The organism is uncultured Cedecea sp. (assembly GCF_947498825.1).
Lineage (GTDB): Bacteria > Pseudomonadota > Gammaproteobacteria > Enterobacterales > Enterobacteriaceae > JGM124.
The window spans coordinates 172,687-193,434 of the sequence record NZ_CANMLV010000004.1 but is presented as its reverse complement, the minus strand read 5'-3'; the positions used below and the strand labels follow the sequence as shown (position 1 = coordinate 193,434).

General features: G+C 46.7%; 17 protein-coding genes. 8 read left to right on the top strand and 9 right to left on the bottom strand.

The window, feature by feature from the left end; genetic code table 11:
- Positions 1-3 precede the first annotated feature (3 nt).
- From Q1A40_RS07220 to Q1A40_RS07210, 3 genes are all read left to right on the top strand, one after another.
- A complete protein-coding gene (locus tag Q1A40_RS07220) occupies positions 4-1,482 on the top strand; it encodes an FAD-binding oxidoreductase (protein WP_299998809.1) in 1,479 nt (492 codons plus the stop codon).
- Between the two features lie 18 nt (positions 1,483-1,500).
- Positions 1,501-3,063 carry an FGGY family carbohydrate kinase gene (locus tag Q1A40_RS07215; protein ID WP_299998808.1) on the top strand — a complete coding sequence of 521 codons (1,563 nt, stop codon included), beginning with the start codon at positions 1,501-1,503 and terminating at the stop codon, positions 3,061-3,063.
- Between the two features lie 115 nt (positions 3,064-3,178).
- Positions 3,179-4,516: a nitrate/nitrite transporter gene (locus Q1A40_RS07210; RefSeq protein WP_299998807.1), complete on the top strand. Its 1,338-nt coding sequence runs from the start codon at positions 3,179-3,181 to the stop codon at positions 4,514-4,516.
- Positions 4,517-4,571: 55 nt separating this feature from the next.
- Here Q1A40_RS07210 and selB read toward each other — a convergent pair whose 3' ends face one another.
- Positions 4,572-6,401 carry a selenocysteine-specific translation elongation factor gene (selB, locus tag Q1A40_RS07205; RefSeq protein ID WP_299998925.1) on the bottom strand — a complete coding sequence of 610 codons (1,830 nt, stop codon included), beginning with the start codon at positions 6,399-6,401 and terminating at the stop codon, positions 4,572-4,574.
- Complete coding sequence (gene selA, locus Q1A40_RS07200; RefSeq protein ID WP_299998805.1) at positions 6,398-7,786, bottom strand: L-seryl-tRNA(Sec) selenium transferase; 1,389 nt, start codon at positions 7,784-7,786, stop codon at positions 6,398-6,400. The genes selB and selA overlap by 4 nt, the downstream gene beginning before the upstream one ends.
- Before the next feature lie 522 nt (positions 7,787-8,308).
- On the opposite strand from selA, the gene Q1A40_RS07195 reads away from it, so the two are divergent.
- The 4 genes from Q1A40_RS07195 (at position 8,309) to Q1A40_RS07180 (ending at position 12,483) form a co-directional block, all read left to right on the top strand.
- A complete protein-coding gene (locus tag Q1A40_RS07195; RefSeq protein WP_299998803.1) occupies positions 8,309-10,225 on the top strand; it encodes a PTS mannitol transporter subunit IICBA in 1,917 nt (638 codons plus the stop codon).
- A gap of 62 nt (positions 10,226-10,287) precedes the next feature.
- The gene (gene mtlD, locus Q1A40_RS07190) at positions 10,288-11,436 is read left to right on the top strand and encodes a mannitol-1-phosphate 5-dehydrogenase (protein WP_299998802.1); all 1,149 of its coding nucleotides are present in this window, start codon (positions 10,288-10,290) and stop codon (positions 11,434-11,436) included.
- 60 nt (positions 11,437-11,496) lie between these two features.
- Entirely contained in the window at positions 11,497-12,024 is a 528-nt protein-coding gene (locus Q1A40_RS07185) for an MltR family transcriptional regulator (RefSeq protein ID WP_299998800.1), read from the top strand.
- Positions 12,025-12,120: 96 nt separating this feature from the next.
- Complete coding sequence (locus tag Q1A40_RS07180; RefSeq protein WP_299998798.1) at positions 12,121-12,483, top strand: YibL family ribosome-associated protein; 363 nt, start codon at positions 12,121-12,123, stop codon at positions 12,481-12,483.
- A 219-nt stretch (positions 12,484-12,702) separates the two neighbouring features.
- On the opposite strand, the gene Q1A40_RS07175 is transcribed toward Q1A40_RS07180, so the two are convergent.
- The 6 genes from Q1A40_RS07175 to ada form a co-directional block, all read right to left on the bottom strand.
- Positions 12,703-12,963: a DUF2534 family protein gene (locus tag Q1A40_RS07175; protein WP_299998797.1), complete on the bottom strand. Its 261-nt coding sequence runs from the start codon at positions 12,961-12,963 to the stop codon at positions 12,703-12,705.
- 59 nt (positions 12,964-13,022) lie between these two features.
- Positions 13,023-15,074, bottom strand: coding sequence for a TonB-dependent copper receptor (locus Q1A40_RS07170; protein ID WP_299998796.1), 2,052 nt, complete (start codon positions 15,072-15,074; stop codon positions 13,023-13,025).
- Positions 15,075-15,156: 82 nt separating this feature from the next.
- Positions 15,157-15,594: a DUF2946 domain-containing protein gene (locus Q1A40_RS07165; RefSeq protein ID WP_299998794.1), complete on the bottom strand. Its 438-nt coding sequence runs from the start codon at positions 15,592-15,594 to the stop codon at positions 15,157-15,159.
- A 111-nt stretch (positions 15,595-15,705) separates the two neighbouring features.
- On the bottom strand, positions 15,706-16,761 hold the full coding sequence (locus Q1A40_RS07160) for a nitronate monooxygenase family protein (protein WP_299998793.1): 1,056 nt from the start codon (positions 16,759-16,761) through the stop codon (positions 15,706-15,708).
- Positions 16,762-16,838: 77 nt separating this feature from the next.
- Complete coding sequence (gene alkB / locus Q1A40_RS07155; protein WP_299998792.1) at positions 16,839-17,507, bottom strand: DNA oxidative demethylase AlkB; 669 nt, start codon at positions 17,505-17,507, stop codon at positions 16,839-16,841.
- On the bottom strand, positions 17,507-18,568 hold the full coding sequence (gene ada / locus Q1A40_RS07150; RefSeq protein WP_299998791.1) for a bifunctional DNA-binding transcriptional regulator/O6-methylguanine-DNA methyltransferase Ada: 1,062 nt from the start codon (positions 18,566-18,568) through the stop codon (positions 17,507-17,509). The genes alkB and ada overlap by 1 nt, the downstream gene beginning before the upstream one ends.
- A gap of 174 nt (positions 18,569-18,742) precedes the next feature.
- Here ada and Q1A40_RS07145 point away from each other — a divergent pair, with 174 nt between their 5' ends.
- Entirely contained in the window at positions 18,743-19,420 is a 678-nt protein-coding gene (locus tag Q1A40_RS07145) for a DNA-3-methyladenine glycosylase 2 family protein (RefSeq protein ID WP_299998790.1), read from the top strand.
- A gap of 147 nt (positions 19,421-19,567) precedes the next feature.
- Here Q1A40_RS07145 and cspG read toward each other — a convergent pair whose 3' ends face one another.
- Positions 19,568-19,780, bottom strand: a complete 213-nt coding sequence (cspG, locus tag Q1A40_RS07140; protein ID WP_299998788.1) for a cold shock protein CspG — start codon at positions 19,778-19,780, stop codon at positions 19,568-19,570.
- Positions 19,781-20,748: the final 968 nt, after the last annotated feature.

The following is a 20,748-nucleotide window of genomic DNA, read 5'->3' as shown; positions in this document are numbered from 1 at the left end:
AGGATGATGATGAAGAAGTGCGAAACATTAGACCAATTGCGAAACATACTAAAAGCAGATCAGATTATTACGGAGCATGACAAACTTTATGATGCCGCCGCCGATCGCTACAAGAAATATGCCAAAGCAAAAGAGCAGCTAAACTCTCCATTGCCAACAGCGATTGTTCAGCCAGCAAATGCCAGTGAAGTAGCAGAGGTGCTGAAATTTTGTAATGCCAATGATATTAATGTCATTCCAAGAAGCGGGAAGACCGCAACAGAGGGGGGGCTGGAAAACTGGAAAGAAAATACTCTGGTTATCGACTCCGCACGCCTCAATCGTATTGTAAAAATTGACTCATACAATATGGAAGCGACGGTACAGGCTGGGGTTTGCCTGCAAACACTGGAAGACGAAGTGCGAAAGTTAGGGCTGACGACGGGACACTCTCCCCAGTCTAAACCTGTTGCACAGTATGGTGGATTAGTTGCTACTCGTAGTATTGGGCAGTTTTCTACACTGTACGGCGGTATTGAAGACATGGTCTTAGGTCTTGAATGTGTTTTCCCAAATGGCCACATATCAAAGATTAAAAGCGTCGCACGCCGGGCCGGTGGTCCAGATATTCGCCATGTAGTGATTGGTAATGAAGGCACATTATGCTTTATCACTGAAGTCACCATTAAGCTTTTTAAGTTCTATCCAGAAAATAACCGTTTTATTGGTCATTTAATTAAAGATGTTACATCAGGCATTAAAATTCTTCGTGAAGTAATGGTTGCAGGCTATCGTCCGTCTGTGGCTCGTGTGTACTCCGAGGAAGATGCGGCTCAACACTTTTCTGCATTCCATGAAGGGAAATGTATTCTGATCTTCATGCTAGAAGGACCACAAGGGATCGTTAACGCAACAGTTGAAGGTATCAACCAAATCATCAGAGATAATCAGTCGGGTATTCTTAAACCTGTTGAGAGCTCGCTTATTGAGAACTGGTTTAATCACCTGAACTGGTCGCAGGAGCGCATTGAACAAGAAGTCGGAGAAATGGTCAACCATAGCCGACATGATGGATTTACCACTGAGATTTCTGGCAACTGGGAAGTGATCCCACAAATTTACGACAACGTTATGAATCGTATTCGTACAGAGTTCGAACGTTTCAGTGATATTACGATGTTGGGTGGGCACTCTTCCCATAGTTATATTAATGGAACAAATATGTATTTTGTTTATAACTACAATATACATTGTGAACCAAAAGATGAAATGCGTATTTATCATCATCCACTCCAGAAAATCATTGTTGAAGAAACACTAAAGCTGGGTGGGTCGATGTGCCACCATCATGGTATCGGTAAATATCGTAACCAATGGACGAAAGAAGAGCATGGTAGTGCTTATTATATACTTGAGGGATTAAAAGAGACATTTGATCCTAAGGGTATTATGAATTTCGGTTGTATTTATCCTCAACCTAATACAGAACATTTTTTTGAATAGTTTTAACTATTGTTCTTTTTGAACGTATTAACTATTAGTGGTTTAGCAAAACTGAGGTTACATTCATTGCCCTGTAGCCTCAGCTATAACTTATTTTCTGATGATAGCTCTATTATAAATAGCAATAATAATGGAAAAAAAATGTCACAGTTATTAATGGGTATTGATAGTGGATCACAAAGTACTAAAGTAGGTATTTTTGATTTACAGGGTAACGAAATTTGTTATGGCAGCGCACCGCTGAAAAGCACGGAAACACCAGAGCCTGGTGTTGTTTATCATCCCGATGACGATCTTTGGGACAGTCTGGTGCGGGCGGTAGATAATTGCCTTGAAAATTTTACCGGGAATAAAGAGCAAATTGCAGGGATCGGCCTATGTACTATTCGTTGTTGCCGAGTCTTGATAGACGAAGCCGGGCAGCTGGCTGAACCTGTCATAAGCTGGATGGATATGCGTATGGCGCAACCTTATATTCATCAAAATGATAATGTCAAATATGTCACGACCACTTCAGGCTATCTGGCGCTACGCTTAACAGGTGAATATAAAGATAGCTGTTCGAATCAGGAAGTGCACTGGCCGATGAATTGGCAAACGCTTGAGTGGGGAACTGACGAGGAGATTGCTCGACAGGGATTAACGCGTAGCCAGCTCTTTACTCTGATTAAGCCAGGTGAAAGTTATGGTGTATTGCTACCGTTTCTCGCTCAGCGTTTTGGACTGAATAGCGATATTCAAGTCTTTGCAACCGGTAATGATAAAGCAGTCGAAGTCCTTGGAGCGGGTATCGCTTCTGCAGGCGATATAATGGTTTCATTGGGGACATTTATATCTGCCATGCTTTATCGCCATGACTATTATTCAGATGCTGAAAGTTTCTTTCCCACTTTAGCCTGCGAGCCGTACAAATATGTTTATGAGTCTACTGGTATTCGTCGCGGTATGTGGACGGTTAGCTGGTTTAAAAACTTAGCTGGTGAAGATATCAGTAAATTGGCTGAGCTGGAAAACATCAGCGAGGAAGATGTTTTAAACCGTATCGCACAGTCCATCAAACCTGGCTCTGACGGGCTTATCACGGTACTTGACTGGTTAAGCCCACCGAGTCATCAATTCCGAAAAGGTATAATGATAGGTTTTGATCAACGACATACTAAATATCATATCTATCGTTCAATTCTTGAGGCGATTGCTTATACCATTAAAAACAATATCGATAAAATGTTAACAGAGATAGAGGCCAGCGTAGATCGTATCTGTGTTATCGGTGGTGGTGCAAAAAGTGATATTTTAGTACAAATCATTTGCGATCTTTTTGGTAAGAAAACGGTTACCCTGGCAGCCAGTAGCTCTGCTTGTCTTGGGTCTGCTATATGTGCTGCGGTGGGATTAGGGCTGGTAACTGATTTTGCTCAAGCCAAGACGACTATGATACATATTGATAAAGAATATAATCCTGATCCACAGCATCATGCTTATTATAATATGATCAATGAAAACGTTTATAAAAAAGTCAGAGGTTATACTGATCCTCTATTATCAGAGATCTATCCGTTTCTAAATAAATCACCAAAGTAATATGCTATCTGTATTTTAACTCCCCTGTATCCCGACATATTTTATTCTGTCGGGTTCTGAATGATCGGTCATTAGTTAATAACGTTAACAACATAACACCCTACAGGTGACAGTAATGAACGAAATAGTCAAAACAAAAAAAGAAAATAGCAAATCAAGATATATACAAATGTTGTTGCTCACTGCAGCGGGTGGTGCAATATACCCAATGTTATACCTGCGTCAGATCTATCAGGACACTATGCTCACTGCCTTTAATATTACAAATGGGGAACTAGGTGAGTTATATTCTATTATGGGCCTGTTATTTTTTATTACCTATGCCCCTAGTGGTTGGCTGGCAGATAAAATAAAACCAATGAGACTGATCGTTGGTTCATTGTTAGGCACCGGACTTTTAGGGTTATGGTATAGTACTCTTCCTTCATTTAATGAGCTCCTTGTTATCTATTCTGGTTGGGGGATTACCACAGGATTAACATTCTGGGGTGCGGTCATGAAACGCATCAAAGTATTAGCCGGTAACCATGAATCAGGCCGTTTCTTTGGGTTTTATGATGGAGGTCGTGGTTTAGTTGAATCTATTCTTGCCAGTATTGCATTATTTATTTTTTCGATGATAGTGACCTCTGAAAGTGATAGCGTAACTCAAGGTTTGGTTGCAGTCATTCATATGTACTCTTGGTTCTGTATTCTATTATCGATTATTTTCTTTGCCGCTATTCTCTTTGAAAAAGATAATGACTCTACTACGGTACATCTTGCTAAACAGGAAAAAAATCCTAATAAAACGCTGTGTAAAGATATTATTTTTATTTTGAAGAAGCCCGAAGTGTGGTTAATCGCAATTATTATCTCCTCTGGTTACCATCTGTTCTGGTCAACCTATAGCTTCTCCGGTTATTTACAAACAGGTGGCTGGGGTTTTACCGCAGTAATGGCTGGAACGATTACCACTATTAAGTTGTGGTTACGTCCTGTGGGGGGGATTTTTGGGGGGTATTTAGGTGACAAATATGGCAATATTAAAATGCTGACTTGGGCGTTGATATTGAGCACCTTAGGCTTGGTCGCCTTAATTTATATTCCATCAATAGGTTTGTTCTCTGGAGCAGTCGTTGGCTTATGTATATTCTTTATTCTCTTTGTAGGCCTGCTAACCTACGCTATCAGAGGATTATATTGGGCAATTATTGAAAACTTAAAAGTACCAGAAAGTAAATTAGGTCTTGCCATCGGAATTATTTCTGCGATGGGTTATTGTCCAGATATCTTTATTCCTCTGATTAATGGATATATTATGGACTATGCCCCTGATCAGAAAACAGGATATCAACTCTACTTTGGCTATACGGTGGTAATGGCGAGTTTCGGTATTGTAGCTTGCTATGTACTTAAATATCGGACTACCGGACACAAAACAGCAGCAATTAAACCGCTTCCTGCCGAATAGATGGATCTCCGTTCAGCGGGCTCGTCATTATGAGGCCGAGCCCATCTGCTCGGCCTTAAAACAACGAACTGTCGCGCAAAACATGTTTGTTACCGAGACGGCGGGTAAACCCTTCGCGGTCGAAATATTCCAGAATCTGAATCGCCAGCTTACGGCCGACGCCCAGGCTGTCTCGAAAATCTGCAGCACTGGTTGCACCTTGATCCTGATCGCGTTTGCGGATCAGGCTGGCAAATTTTTTGATCTGATCGTGACGATAGTAACGATCTTTCACAAATGCGGTCACTTCACCTTGCTGGGCGGCAAAGCGCAATAGCTGACGCATCGTATTATCATCGCTGCCTGTGGCTTTGGCCAGGTCACGCACCCACCATGCTTCCTCGCCCAGTAAAAGGCAGACTTTATTCCATAATACTTGTTGTTCTGCAGAGAATTGAGGCTCATAGTCGGGAAGGTGTAGCCAGCCCTGGTGGTTGATAACCTGTCCTGTGGTACGAAGTTGTTCAATCAGCGCCAGCACCAGCCCTTCATCTTCTGAGGGGAGTGCCATACGTCGCAGGCGTTCACGTCCGGGTCCTGGCTGGTCATCATGTTGTTGATGATAGCGGGCCAGGGTATCCAGCAATTTTTGTTGCCAGCAATTCGCCATCTCCTGACTCAGTAATTGATTTCCTGCCTGAAAATAACCCGGTCTACTGGTTATCTGTTGCAGGCCTGAGGCAGTAAGCTGACGTGCCCAGGCAAAATCATCCAGTATTACGGCGCTGCGGGTCAGTTGTGCATTGAGTACTTGCTCATCCGTTTTGGCTGTCGCGAGCGTTGTTAGCCAGTGCAGAAAAGCAGGTTGCCTTTTCCCTCGTCGAGGGGCATGCAGCAGCAGTGCACGTGCCCCGCCAAGCGTGGTTCTGGCGCTAATATCCCGCAGTACCAGCCTGTCGTTTTCCGCCAGCCAGAGTGGGGTATCCAGTACCAGTTCCGCCAGGGTTCCTTCAAGCAATGAGACGCGGCCCGTGATATGACGGGCAGCATGATGAATGTGCAACGGCTGCCATTGTGAAAGTGGGATAAGGCTGTGTAATTCAACAATCACCCGTTCTGTAGCCTGTCGGGGCGGCTCACTGAGTAGCCAGTCCCCGCGTGTGATATCGGTCTTCTCCGCGTTACCACTGATATTCAGGGCGATGCGTTGTCCGGCGCGAGCATAAGGCGTTTGCTGATTCTGGGCATGCAATCCACGTACTCGCATGGGTTGATTTGCCCCGGTCAGCCATAAGCTGTCGCCAACGCTGACCTCGCCGCTTAATGCGGTTCCGGTCACCACCAGACCTGCGCCTTTCACCGTAAAAGCACGGTCAATCGCTAAACGAAAGCGGTGGCTGCAAGGATGAGGCTGTTCGCTTAGCTGCTGGATATGCTGGCGTAACTCCGGAATACCGCTTCCTGTGGTGGCCGCCGTGACAAACACTGGCGCAATTTCTTGCCCTTCTAACAGAGTACTGACCTCTGCACGGACCTCTTCAATGCGCTCAGCGCTGACTTTATCGGCTTTGGTTAAGACCACTGTGACTGTCGGCTGACTGGTCAGTTGCAGTAACGTTAAGTGTTCGCGGGTTTGTGCCATTACGCCATCATCACAAGCGACAATCAGTAAAGCATGGTCAATCCCCCCCACACCGGCCAGCATATTGGAGAGAAACTTTTCGTGTCCGGGAACGTCAATAAAGCCAATAATTCGTCCGTCAGGTTGTGGCCAGTAGGCGTAGCCTAAATCGATAGTCATTCCGCGCTTTTTTTCTTCAGGCAGGCGGTCAGCATTAACTCCCGTCAGGGCGTGTAGCAGGGTGGTTTTACCGTGGTCAACATGTCCGGCAGTGGCAATAATCACAGGGCTATCGTCTCCAGTAATAACGCTTCGTGTTCCAGACAGCGTAAATCGAGCCACAAACGCTCGTCGGCAATGCGGCCCAGAACAGGGTACTTCAATTCACGTAAGGTCTGGCTGAGCGAGGCCAGAGTCGCGCCTCGTCCGTCTTTTGGCTGGAAGGTCAAGGCTGTGCTGGGGAGTCTGTCGACCGGTAAAGAACCACTGCCTATCTGTGACAGGCAGTGGTCAACGCTGACGGTAAACTGTGCGCCAAAGCGTTGAGTAAACAGCGGTTGTAATCGTGTCGCCTGAGCTAAAATCTCTTCTGCTGTGCGGGTAAGTAGACGTAATGTAGGCAAGCGCTTAATCAGGGTTTCCGGATGCTGGTACAGCCGTAAAGTCGCTTCCAGCGCTGCCAGCGTCATTTTATCCGCTCGCAGCGCACGTTTCAGTGGGTGCTGCTGAATACGTTCAATATACTTTTTCTTACCAACAATAATTCCCGCCTGCGGGCCACCCAGTAGTTTATCTCCGGAAAAACTGATTAAGCTGACACCGTCGGCAATAAGCTGCTGTGGCATCGGTTCCTGGGGCAGGCCCCACTGAGTTAAGTCCACCAGAGAACCACTTCCCAGATCGGTCACCACCGGAATATCAGCCTCATTCGCCAAGGCGACCAGTTCAGCTTCATTGACGGCATGAGTGAAACCTTCGATATGGTAATTACTGGTGTGGACCTTCATCAACAGAGCGGTGTTGTTGTCAATGGCATGACGATAGTCTGTCAAATGGGTGCGGTTGGTGGTGCCGACTTCAATAAGCTGACAACCGGCCTGGCGCATGACATCAGGGATACGAAACGCACCACCGATTTCAACTAATTCACCGCGGGAGACCACAACATCTTTACCCTCAGCGCAAGCTGCCAGCATCAGTAATACGGCCGCTGCATTGTTATTCACCACACAAGCTGCTTCTGCTCCGGTGATTTCACAGAGCAAAGCTGCGACGGTCTGGTCACGATGACCCCGTCCGGCAGCATCCAGCGAATACTCCAGCGTAATCGCAGAGCTCATCACTTCGCTGACGGCTTTAATGGCCTCTTCAGCCAATAACGCACGTCCCAGATTCGTGTGCAGCACTGTCCCTGTCAGATTGAATACCGGTCGCAGCGTACTGCACTGCTGCGTGAGAAGCGTGTCGTGGACTTTATGACACCAGTCATCACACCAGCCAGGTAATTGACCTTCATCGTTTATTTGTGCCCGGGCTTCTTCTTGTAGTGTACGGAGCACTGCGACGACACGCGTATGGCCAAATTCTTCGAGAAGAGGCTGAAAGGCGGCATTGCATAGCAGGCGATGAGTCGCAGGTATCTGGCTAAAAAGTGTTTGAATTTTCGTCATGTCACGAACGTTTTTTATAAAAAGATAAGATTAATTGTACAAGGAATCGACGTTTTCTGCCTCATGGAGTTACCTGGTCAACTACACTTAAAAACGAAGCCTGTTTTTTGCTGTAATAAATTTTCAATTGATCTCTTTTCTATACGTTATTGCTGATAAACGGACAGGTTTTTAATGTGTTTGCTTGATAAATATGCAGATTTATTGTGATCTGACTCACATAATAATAACAAAGGGGCTAATTATAAATGTGATATACATCACATAAAGGTCCGCATGATGCTCAATAAAATGTCTCTGTTGTTTTTTTACAGCTAAAATTTGTGATTAAAATCACTAATTTGACCCATCAACCCCCACTGTCTTGGTGATGTCTGTCACATAATTAGGGGGAGGCTGGACAGCGGCGCAATTCGGTGCCAGATTCGCGTCATTTACTGCATCTGGCTGGCCTGCTGTCGGCACGTTAACAATAAACCTCGGGCTGCTTCTCAGCGCGTAACACCACTAAGGGGTATGAATATGTCATCTGATATCAAGATCAAAGTGCAGAGCTTTGGTCGTTTCCTCAGCAATATGGTAATGCCAAACATTGGGGCGTTTATCGCCTGGGGGATTATCACTGCGTTATTTATCCCGACCGGCTGGTGGCCAAACGAAGAGCTGGCGAAGCTTGTTGGTCCGATGATCACTTATCTGTTGCCGCTGCTAATTGGTTATACCGGTGGTCGCCTGATTGGTGGTGACCGTGGTGGTGTCGTCGGTACTATCACCACTATGGGTGTTATCGCTGGTGCGGATATGCCGATGTTCCTTGGCGCCATGATTGCCGGTCCTCTGGGTGGCTGGGCAATTAAACGCTTCGATAGCTGGGTTGACGGTAAGATTAAGTCCGGCTTTGAAATGCTGGTGAACAACTTCTCTGCCGGTATCATTGGTATGATCCTGGCAATTCTGGCATTCCTCGGCATTGGCCCTGCGGTTGAAGTCCTGTCTAAAGTACTGGCAGCAGGCGTTAATTTCATGGTTGAACATGACATGCTGCCGCTGGCTTCCATTTTTGTTGAACCGGCAAAAATCCTGTTCCTGAATAACGCCATTAACCACGGTATTTTCTCGCCACTGGGTATTCAACAGTCGCATGAACTGGGCAAGTCTATCTTCTTCCTGATTGAAGCCAACCCAGGCCCGGGTTTGGGTGTTCTTCTGGCGTATATGTTCTTTGGTCGTGGGAACGCAAGACAATCAGCGGGCGGTGCGGCTATCATCGAATTCTTCGGCGGTATTCACGAAATCTATTTCCCTTACGTGCTGATGAATCCACGTTTACTGCTGGCAGTTATTCTCGGTGGTATGACAGGCGTCTTCACTTTAACCCTGTTTAATGGTGGTCTGGTTTCACCTGCTTCTCCAGGTTCTATCCTTGCCGTACTGGCCATGACACCAAAAGGCGCTTATTTCGCGAATATTGCCTCTATTGTTGCGGCAACCCTGGTGTCCTTCATTGTTTCGGCTGTCTTGCTGAAAACCAGCAAAGCGAAAGAAGAAGAAGAGGGCTTAGAAGCCGCATCCCGTCGTATGCAGGATATGAAAGCGCAGTCTAAAGGCGGTGCTTCAGCTGCTGTAGCCGATCTGTCTAATGACCTCAGCCATGTGCGTAAAATCATCGTCGCTTGTGACGCAGGTATGGGTTCCAGTGCCATGGGGGCGGGGGTTCTGCGTAAAAAAGTCAGCGATGCGGGTCTGAAAACGATTTCGGTCACTAACTGTGCGATTAACAGCTTGCCGGATGATGTTGACTTGGTCATTACACACCGGGACTTAACGGAACGCGCTATGCGTCAGGCACCTCATGCCCAGCATATCTCGCTGACTAACTTCCTCGACAGCGGTCTGTATATCAATCTGACGGAGCGTTTAGTTGCTGCCCAGAGCTTGAGCAGTAACGAAGAGAAAGTTATCGAAAGTCTGGAAGACAGTTTTGTTGCCAGCGAAGACCAGCTGTTTAAACCGAGTGCTGCCAATATTTTCCTCGGTCTGCAAGCCAGCTCAAAAGAAGAAGCGATTCGCTTTGCAGGTGAGCAACTGGTGAAAGGCGGATATGTTCAGCCTGAGTATGTCGACGCGATGTTTGAGCGTGAGAAACTGACCCCAACCTATTTGGGTGAAGGTATTGCGGTTCCTCATGGTACGGTTGAAGCGAAGGATCGTGTACTGAAAACCGGTATCGTCTTCTGCCAGTATCCACAAGGGGTTCATTTTGGTGAAGATGCGGATGATATTGCCCGTCTGGTTATTGGTATCGCGGCACGTAATAATGAACACATTCAAGTTATTACCAGCCTGACAAACGCTCTGGATGATGAATCAGTGATTGAGCGTCTGGTGAATACCACTGATGTTCAGGAAGTTCTCGACTTGTTAGCAGGTAAAAAGTAAGGCCTTCTGTACCCTCCCTGTGACACAGGGAGGGTTGGCTCACATATAGAAAAGGTAACGCAATGAAAGCATTACATTTTGGTGCAGGGAATATCGGTCGCGGGTTTATCGGGAAGTTACTTGCAGATGCAGGATTTCAGCTAACGTTTGCTGACGTGAACCCGGTCTTGCTGGATGCTATCAACGCTCGTCACAGTTATCAGGTGCATGTCGTCGGCGAAGAACAGCAAATTGATACTGTCTCCAACGTGAATGCTGTCAGCAGTATTGGCGAAGAGGTGGTTGAACTGATTGCTGAGGTGGATTTAATCACCACGGCTGTGGGTCCGGTTGTTCTTGAGCGCATTGCTCCCACTCTGGCACAAGGTCTGGTATTACGCCGGGCGCGTGGAAACGAAACGCCACTGAATATCATCGCGTGCGAGAATATGGTCCGTGGCACCAGCCAGCTGAAAGAACATGTCAAACTCGCCCTGTCCGGTGATGATTGGACATGGGTTGAACAGCACATTGGCTTCGTGGATTCTGCCGTTGACCGTATTGTTCCTCCTTCTGAGTCTGCCACGAACGATCCGTTAGAAGTGACCGTCGAGACCTTCAGTGAGTGGATTGTCGATAAAACGCAATTCAAAGGTGCGCCTCCGGCTATCGCAGGTATGGAACTCACTGATAATCTTATGGCATTTGTTGAACGTAAGCTCTTCACGTTGAACACCGGACATGCTATAACCGCCTACCTTGGCCAATTAGCTGGCCGCCAGACTATCCGTGACGCCATTCTGGATACCGAAATTCGTGCGGTGGTGAAAGGGGCAATGGAAGAAAGTGGTGCCGTTCTTATCAAGCGCTATGGCTTTGATGAAGCAAAACACGCGGCCTATATTAATAAAATCCTTGGCCGGTTTGAAAACCCCTATCTGAAAGATGATGTGGAACGTGTGGGTCGTCAGCCATTGCGTAAACTGAGTGCGGGCGATCGTTTGATTAAACCGTTACTGGGTACGCTGGAATATGATTTACCGCACCAGAATCTGATTGAAGGGATTGCGGCAGCGCTACACTATCGCAGTGAACAAGATCCACAGGCTCAACAGTTACAAACGCTGCTGGAAAGTAAAGGCGTACAAGCGGCGTTTGCTGAGGTGTCGGGACTGGATATTCACAGTGAAGTGGTGGCTAAAGCAGTTAAAGCGCACCAGGCGAAGGTTTAAGTTATATAACGGGAACAGCTTCTGCTGTTCCCAATACCAATTTTAGTGATACAGGCAAAGATGGAAGAAACCCAGGCCTTTGAAAATCATGTGCTTGAGCGTCTTAATGCGGGTAAAACAGTGCGCAGTTTGCTGATTGCTACCGTCGAATTACTGACTGAAGCGGTGAATATTCTGGTACTTAAGGTCTTTCGCAAAGATGACTACGCCGTGAAATATGCTGTTGAGCCGCTGTTGGAGGGTGATGGTCCATTGGGTGAATTGTCGGTGCGGTTAAAGCTGATTTACGGATTGGGTATTCTGGGGCGTTATGAGTATGAAGATTGTGAATTGCTGATGGCTCTTCGCGAGGAGCTTAATCATGATGGTAATGAATACAGTTTTGTCGACGATGAAATTTTGGGTCCCTTCAGTGAACTACACTGTGTCACTGCATTGCCATTAGCGGCAAATTTTATCGATAGTGGTGAACCTTCACTGCAGGCAATGCAACGCCAGCGCTATTTACAGGTTGTTCGTTCCACTATGGTCCTTTCTCTGACGGAGCTGATTTCAAAAATCAGCTTAAAAAAAGCCTTCCAGAAGTAGTCCTTATCCAGGCAACGTGAAGTATGACAATTCACGCTATCCACCGGGATAGTGTATCCTGTTGCACAGATACCTTTTTATTCATGGTAAGACAAAATGAAAGAAGTCGAAAAAGCAGAAATTAAACGTCTCAGCGATCGTCTGGATGCTATTGGCCATCAACAGGCTGATATGTCCCTGGTACACGAAGCGGAAAAATACGCTGAACTGGAAAAAGAAAAGGCGACGCTCGAGATTGAAATTGCGCGTCTGCACGCTGTACGTAACCAGAAACTGAGTAAAGAAGCGCAGAAATTACAGGCGATGCCGTTCCGTCGTGCAATTACTAAGAAAGAGCAGGCGGATATGGGTAAACTCAAGAAGAGTGTACGTGGACTGGTCATTGTTCACCCCATGACGGCCTTAGGCCGTGAGATGGAATTGAAGGAAATGACCGGCTTTTCTCGCACGGATTTCTGATTTTCGCTTTATCGCGTGAAGTATATACATGGGCCACTAAATGCGGCCCACCAGATTGCTGACAAAGAAGGAAAACGTGGTTTTTCCTTCTTTGTGTTATCAGCTGAAAATCAATGAATTGATTTTCCTGTTTATTTACGAAAATAAACGCTGAGAGTTAGATATCACTTTCGCTTTGTCATCAGTATCATGGGCCGCTAAATGCGGCCCACATTATTTTTAACCATTAGATTCTTTCGGTCCAAGCATCAGGATACCTACCGGGATAGAAATCAGGATGGTAAAGATAATGCTATACAAAAACGTCCACATTCCCTGGATAAAGAACAGTGACGTCTCCCATTCGGACATCGGCAAGTTGTATTGATCTACCACACCTTCGAAGGTGATGGTTGAAATCACGGATATGACAATTAAGAAGACCGTGGCCACAATCATCATGAATTTTTTACCTTCCGGGGTACGAAGTTTATGCAGCATAGGGTTTCCTCATCTTTATGCTTTAAAATCATGGCCCATCCAGACCACCATTATCATGGTTAAAATTTTACACTGACTTTTCCCCAGAAGGTTCTTCCAGGTTCATTAACCGATGTCTTTGCTGAATAGCCAAAACTGCTATTGCCCGCAAGATTGAGGTGCTCACTGTATGTTTTATTAAACAGGTTATCCACCCCGATGCTCAGATTAACGGCAGAATTAATTTGATAACGGGTATTGGCCGAAAAAAGAGCAAATCCTGCGCTGCGATTAAAATCCTTACCGACAACGTTACCTTCATTAAGGGCAATACGGCTTTGGTGGCTGACAACTCTTAATAAACCTGTACTGCTCCAGTTGCCCTTTTCCCAGGTCAAGGCAAAACGGGTTTCCAGCGGAGGGATTTGTGGCAACGGCCGCTTATCACTGATATTTCTTCCCCAAGAATAGCTGAGACTGGCATCGGTTTTCCAGTTATCGGTTAACTGGTAACTGGCCCCTGTTTCAGCGCCCATAATAGTGGCATTAATATTATCCGCCTGACTGACTGCGGCGTCAGACGGGGAATAGCGAAACAGAATAAAATCATTCACATGACCTAAATATGCTGAGATCCAGCCGCTAATCTGCTCATCTTTATATTGCGCACCGAGGTCAAGCTGTGTTGTTTTCTCGCTGCTGAGATGGTCGAAGATATCTTTTTTTCCTTCAGGGCCAAAACGGGGTGAGAAAAGTTCCCAGTAGTCAGGAAAACGTTCGGTGTACCCGAGGCCGATATAAAACATCATGGGTATATCCGCCAGAGAATGCTCAGTACGTATAAAACCCGCGGGTAAGGTTGCACTACGTTTAGCAGACCCAGGATGGCTATAGTTATCCACCTGTATCGCGTTAATCCGGGCGCCACTGACAAGCTTATTTTGTTCACTTTCATGCCAGGTCAGCTCACTAAAAATTCCCTGCTCCTGGAAGCGGGCATCTTTTTTCCAGTGGCGGTAACTTTTACTGCGATGGCTATTCTCCTGTAGATCGATACCGCTACGCAGTTCATAGTCAGACCATAGCCAAGTGCCCATGGTACGTCCTCCCAAGGTTTGCCGGTCTAGCTGCATCGCCATTCTTGGGTCGGACTTTAATACCAGCGCTGCCGCCCTGGCCCTGGCACACTTACAGTGGCTTTCTCCGGAAGATATTATGCGTGTTGGTACGCGTAGCGAGTAGTTATCCATAATATGGTTGGCATTGTTGTAATAGACATTGGCTTCAAATTTATCGAAGGTCTCACCGATATTTGATTGCTCAAAACGTATACCTGCACTGTCACGTTTAAATTGTGAACCATCCATGCCTCGTCCGGCGTAGCGTGCTTCTCCGTTACCTTTACCAGTGCTAAATTCCAGCAGCGTATCTGAGTCTGCTGTCCAGCCGATGGCAATATCACTGTTCCATTTATCCCATTTAGAGGGAACGAATTTGCCATTACCGTCGCGATAATCTCCTGAACGTGATTTATTTCCGCTAAGTCTGATATAGCCGTTTTCATTACCAAAATGGGTATCCAGCCCGGTATCCTGGCGATGGTTTGAAGCGCCGAGAGCGCTGACTGTACCTTTAATTCCTGGCTTATCAAAGCGAGGTGTCTCGCGGTCAAAACGTAGGGTTCCCGCGGAGTTACCCGCACCCCACAATACGGTTTGTGGCCCTTTCACCAGGGTCAGTAGATCAAAATTTTCCGGTGAAATATAGGAGGTTGGGGCATCCATTCTCGACGGACAGGCACCTAACATTTCGCCATTGTTGGTCAGAATACGTAACCGGGAGCCAAACATGCCACGGAACACCGGATCGCCATTCGTGCCGCCATTGCGGATCTGCGAAAACCCGGGAATAGTTTTCAGATAATCAGAACCATCGCTTGCCGGAACCGGCTGGCGTGGTGTCTTTGGCGAGGTGATAACTTCCAGCGGTAAACTGGCAGGGGCGGTGACAATCATAACGGAACTATCATGTGTGGGTGAGCGCGACGGGTTTGCTGCTTGAGAGACTTGGCAGCTCAGTATGATGAGAATAAGCGACGTCAGTGGTCTGTGTTTGACTGAGAGTATTTTCATTATGAGTCCTGTTATTTTTCAGGTGCAACAGTCCCTCTCCGTTGCCGGATAAGGTTTTATTACACAGATAAGGGGTTAAAAATTAATACTGAAAAACAGCAGGAGGAGCGCGGGCACGTTGTGGTTCCCATGGATGGAACAGCCAGGAAAAAAAGAGGGCTGTTGCGAAAAGGGGAATAACAAAATGCAGTAGTAGCCAGAGCAGAAATGTCAGGACAAACAGAATAAAGGGAAGGTGTATTAATAGCTGACAGTAGCCACAGGCGATTTCTTCTGTCGGAGACATCACCTGCCCGGACATCATTGAATATTCAAACACAGGCAGGCAGGAGCCGGGCACGGACATCTGTTGAGGCATATCGTGCGTCATGGCTTGGGTTGCATATACCGGCGGGCTGGCATGTGAACAGTGGGTTTGCTGCATTATCGACTTAGAAACCCAGGGAGCGATAAAGAGCATCATCACTGCCGCGATCGCCAGCCATGTTGTCGTGCGCCAGGCTAATGTATTGACAAACAATATGTTACCAGAGGAAAAGGAAATTAGCGGAAGTGTAGCGGATCCCTGATTCTGGTATTTCAAAAAACGCTTATAACAGTGGGCGTTTAAAGTCAGTAAAAAATGAGCGACCTACGCGATTAATTCAGCTGCCAGTAGGGCAACCAATTGTCCGGCGGGTAGCTCTCTGGCTAAATGCGCCCCTTGTCCTGCCCATTGTGCGGCGAACCCTGGCTCACCTTTAGCCGCAGCCGCACTTGCCAGCGATTTGCCCAAAGCATAGGTTAAGGGATAGGCGGGAATACTTTGTATCGGGATATCCCGAGTCACCTTACAGAACGCATTGTTGAGGCTACGCGCCGGGCGGCCTGAAATCGCAGAGGTAAAAACGGTATCCTGCGCGAGTTCACTTTTTAACGCTGCCCGATATGCAGGATTTGCGGCAGATTCAGGACATAAAATAAATGCGGTTCCTAACTGGGAACCGGCAGCGCCAATACGTTGCATGGCCGCGATCCCGGCACCATCCATAATACCGCCAGCCGCGATAACCGGTAACGAACTGACCTGTTTTATCGCCTGTACCAGGGTAAAGGTACTCATCATGCTATCTTCCTGGTCTGGATAAAACATGCCACGATGTCCTCCTGCTTCCATGCCTTGAGCGATAACGAAATCAATACCACTGGCTTCTATCTCAGCCGCTTCGTTTAAACTGGTCGCGCTGGCAAGGGTCACTATACCCAAGGCTTTTAGCTGCTCAATCATCCGGACGTCGGGGAGTCCAAAATGAAAACTGACGGCTGTCGGGCGCGTTTTGAGTAGAACTGCCAGCATGGGATCATTGTGATTAAAGGTTGAGTAGATCTCGCTGAGTTCGGACGGAATAGTCGTATCATAATGTCTGAATAAATCATGAAATTTTGCTATCCACTGTTGCTCAAGAACAGGGTCGCGCAGGGGAGATGCATGACAAAACAGGTTGACGTTAATCGCGCCTTTTGTCAGCGCCTGAGTGGCTAAAATCATTTTTTCTGCTTGTTCGGGGGTCGAGGCTCCGACACTGATTGAACCTAATGCCCCTGCCTCGGTGACGGCAGCGGCCAGTTCCGGTGTGGATACGCCCGCCATAGGCGCCTGAATAATGGGATAGCGCAGTTTCAACGCGCGACAGAGAGCTGTTGTCATAAAACCTTCGTGAATTAACCAGACAGAAAGTTATACCCTCGCTCTTGATGATAAAAAAAGCAATACACGGGGTGAATTCAGGCGGGCATTACCCGGCGGAAAGTGAGGTTATAGCGTACTGCCTCACGTATCGGCCAGGGGGGCAGGGTATCTTTCAGGGGCAATACACCGTGATAGTTAAGCCTCGATTCCCCTCCCCAGACTACGACATCTCCCTGTACTAACGGAAACCGACGACAAGGGTGTTCTCGTTCTGTACCACCAAACAGAAAAATAGCGGGAAGCCCGAGTGAAACTGAAACGATGGGTTGAGTCATATCCCGTTCATTTTTATCCTGGTGAAGTGTCAGACGGGCATGAGGGACATAGCGATTAACCAGACAGGCATCCGGGGAAAAGTGAGCGTATCCGGCGGCCTCTGCTGCCCGTTCAGCCAGACTGCGGAAACAGTCCGGTATCGGGGGCCAGCAGCGACCTGTTAGCGGATCGCTAGCAGAATAACGATATCCGTATTCATCACTGACCCAACCCAACGCCCCGCAGTTCGTCATGCCTACAGACATTCTGTGGCCGCCGGGGGTTATCAGGTGACGAAAAGGAGAGATAGCTGCCAGGGAAACGATATTCTGTAGCAGTTGTTCGGCACTATTGCCCGCATAACCGCGTAAAATGACGGCTCCAGGTGCAAGTTCTTCCCGCCACTGGCGCGGCAGGCTGTCATCATCAGCAAACAGATCTTCTATCATTATCCTTTTGACTCTTTATTCAATAAGGCTTGCTTGCGTTCAATTCCCCAGCGGTAGCCGGATAATGCGCCATCACTTCTGACCACGCGATGGCAAGGAATAGCGACTGCCAGCATATTAGCGGCACAGGCTCCAGCGACCGCACGAACTGCCTTCGGTGAACCAATTCGTTGTGCGATATCGCTATAGCTGACGGTTGCCCCTACCGGAATATCACGTAATGCCTGCCAGACTCGTTGCTGGAATGCGGTTCCGCGAATGTCGAGCGGCAGATTGAGGCCGAGTTCTGGTGCTTCAATAAAACCGACAACTTGGGCTACCAGTGCCTCAAACTGTGTATCTCCGCCAATGAATTCGGCGTGAGGAAATTTATCCTGTAAATCCTGGAGCAGGATACTGGCATCATCACCCAGTAAAATGGCACAAATCCCTTTTTCGCTTTGAGCCACCAGAATATCGCCCATTGAACAAATAGCCAGTGCGAAGTAAATTCGTGTGCCTTTACCACCCGCTCGCCATGCTTTAGGTGTCATACCCAGTATTGCGGAAGCACTTTCATAAAAGGGGCTGTTAGAGTTAAAACCCGCAGTAAAAATCGCATCGGTTACGCGCTCTGATATCTGCAAATTATCACGTAAACGCTGGTTACGATGGGCGCTGGCATAGGCTTTGGGTGTCAGCCCGGTTGCGGCCTTAAACTGTCGGTGAAAATGGTAAATGCTGATACCCACATGGCTGGCAATATCGGCCAGTGGGCGATCCTCTTCATGGCTTTCTATATAACGGCAGGCAGCAGCGATTTTTTCCGTATAGCGTTTTTCCAGAACAGGCTGACCGCGGCGCAGGCGTTTACTGGGCCGATAGCCCTGTTGTTCGGCGGCTTCTGGCGTATCAAAAAACTCAACATTTTCGCGTTTGGGTAAGCGGGCGGCGTGGGAAGGTAAGCAATACACGCCGGTGGTTCGCACTGCATAAACAAAATGGCCGTCTGCAGTTTGATTGCGCTCGACGATGGCTTGCCAGCGCGCATCATCTGTTACCCAGAATGAAGGTTTAGTCATCTGTTTCACCTGTCGTTAAATCGCGTTGGTTTCAGATTACCATTGTCTCAGTCGGTATTAATGTAAACACTCGGTCTCTTGCTTTTCAATTCTCTGATTAAAAAGCAAGAGACCGAGTGCTACAGGCTCGAATGAAGACTACCCTCGGGATAATGTTCATAGTATGGAGTGGCAATGATTTCTGATACACATGAGGAGTTGTACAGAGCAGCCAGTCGCTGGCTGATAAAACAACCGGGTTGGGCTCCACTCATTATGGCCATTGGGCCCTGTCGGCATATCGTCCGTCCGGAACGGGAACCTTATGAGGCGTTGATTCGGGCAGTGGCTTACCAGCAACTGACGGCTAAAGCGGGAGATGCGATATTAAATCGCTTACGCATTACTTTTCAAACCAACGTTGTCCAGTTTCCGACGCCTCAGCAGTTGATCGATGCAGACAGTGAAATATTACGAACCTGTGGTTTTTCTGCCCGTAAAGTCGAAACCTTAAAAGGGATAGCTGCCGGGGCACTCTCCGGTCTGGTGCCTTCGAGAGAAGAAGCTATTCATATAGGTGATGATGCGCTAATCGCCCGGCTCACATCACTGAAAGGTATAGGCCGTTGGACTGTGGAAATGCTGCTTATTTACACTCTGGAACGTATGGATATTATGCCGCTGGATGATTTTGGCGTAGTGGAAGGATTACATTATTTGCATAGTCCAGGTATCAGACTGAAAAAACAGGAACTGAGGGCCCTGAGCCTTCAATATGCGCCTTATCGTACAATCGCATGCTGGTATTTGTGGCGAATACCCCAGTTGCCTGATTATAAAGCCTTTAAGGCTGGAGTAATGACTGACAGATAGCCAGTGGATAAGCAGGAGGGCGTTAAGTACCTTTCTTTATCTCAGAAACGAAAAAACCTGCGCAAGGCAGGTTTTTTATCACTCAGACTCAACTGCTCAGGCTTTTGCCGTCATCGCTATCGTAAGTATCAGTGAGGTTATCGGCAATTACAGCGCGACAACGTTAGCCGCAGCCGGGCCTTTAGCACCGTTCTCGATAGAGAACTCCACTTTCTGACCTTCGTCTAAGGTTTTGAAGTCGTTGCTCTGGATAGCAGAGAAGTGTACGAATACATCTTTGCTTCCGTCAGCAGGGGTGATGAAACCGAAACCTTTTTCAGGGTTAAACCATTTTACTAAACCAGTCATTTTGTTAGACATAGATACTTCCTTTCATTTTTTTGAGCCACTGAAGTGGCGAAGATGGTCTGTGTTACAGAATCTTACTTATTGGGCACTTAGGAGGAGGCTCATGAAGAAGGGGTATCTAAGATAACGCTTGAACTGAGAACTGCTTTACTAAAACTGCTTTCATAAGGTCTGTGTTTCAAACCGATGAGTCATAATAGTCATGGTTTGATTCATTAAGCAAGTATTAGTTTTATTAATATTCTACTCATCAGTTAAGCCACTCTTACAGTAAAGGCAGAAAGCGGGTGTAAGAAGAAGGGGGATGGGGGGCCTGAATGATAAAAGCCCTGACGTTTTAAGCCAGGGCTCTTAAGGCACTACTAATTTAACATTTAACATTAATGGAGTTAGTCAATTTTACTACTTATGGTACTACAGTATAATGTACGCGTTGACTACAGATAGTATTGGGTATTAATTTGCAACAAAACCCCCTCTATTGTCGTTATCACTTTCTACCATCACAATAATGGTAGCGTAAATAAGTACATTCCCCTTCGCGATATATATTCTTGATGCGTGACCTTACTTTCGTTGCGATTTCTCAACTCAACTAAAAGAAAAAAAATAAAATCGCACACAATTTGCAAATAAAACATGGCCTTACATCATCGCGCTAGCATTACTTTTTTGCGATTATGGAACTCAACTACATGGCCTTACAACATTACCGACACGTGAGAAAATAATAATAACCCGCGTTCGGCATCCCATACAAAATACTTCGTGGCGTTTATCGCAAGTCACATTTTACGGTAAATAAGATCTTCCTGCTTATAACGACAAGTCTTATTATCCTGTCGTTGAATACCAATTTACGTATTTTATGCACAGTGTCAATACTGTTTTTAATGACATGTCTTTATTGCCAGTATCGATGTGAAAATATCTGTAAGTTGTTATGAAAATACGCTTTTTTATAACATGAGTAGTTAATA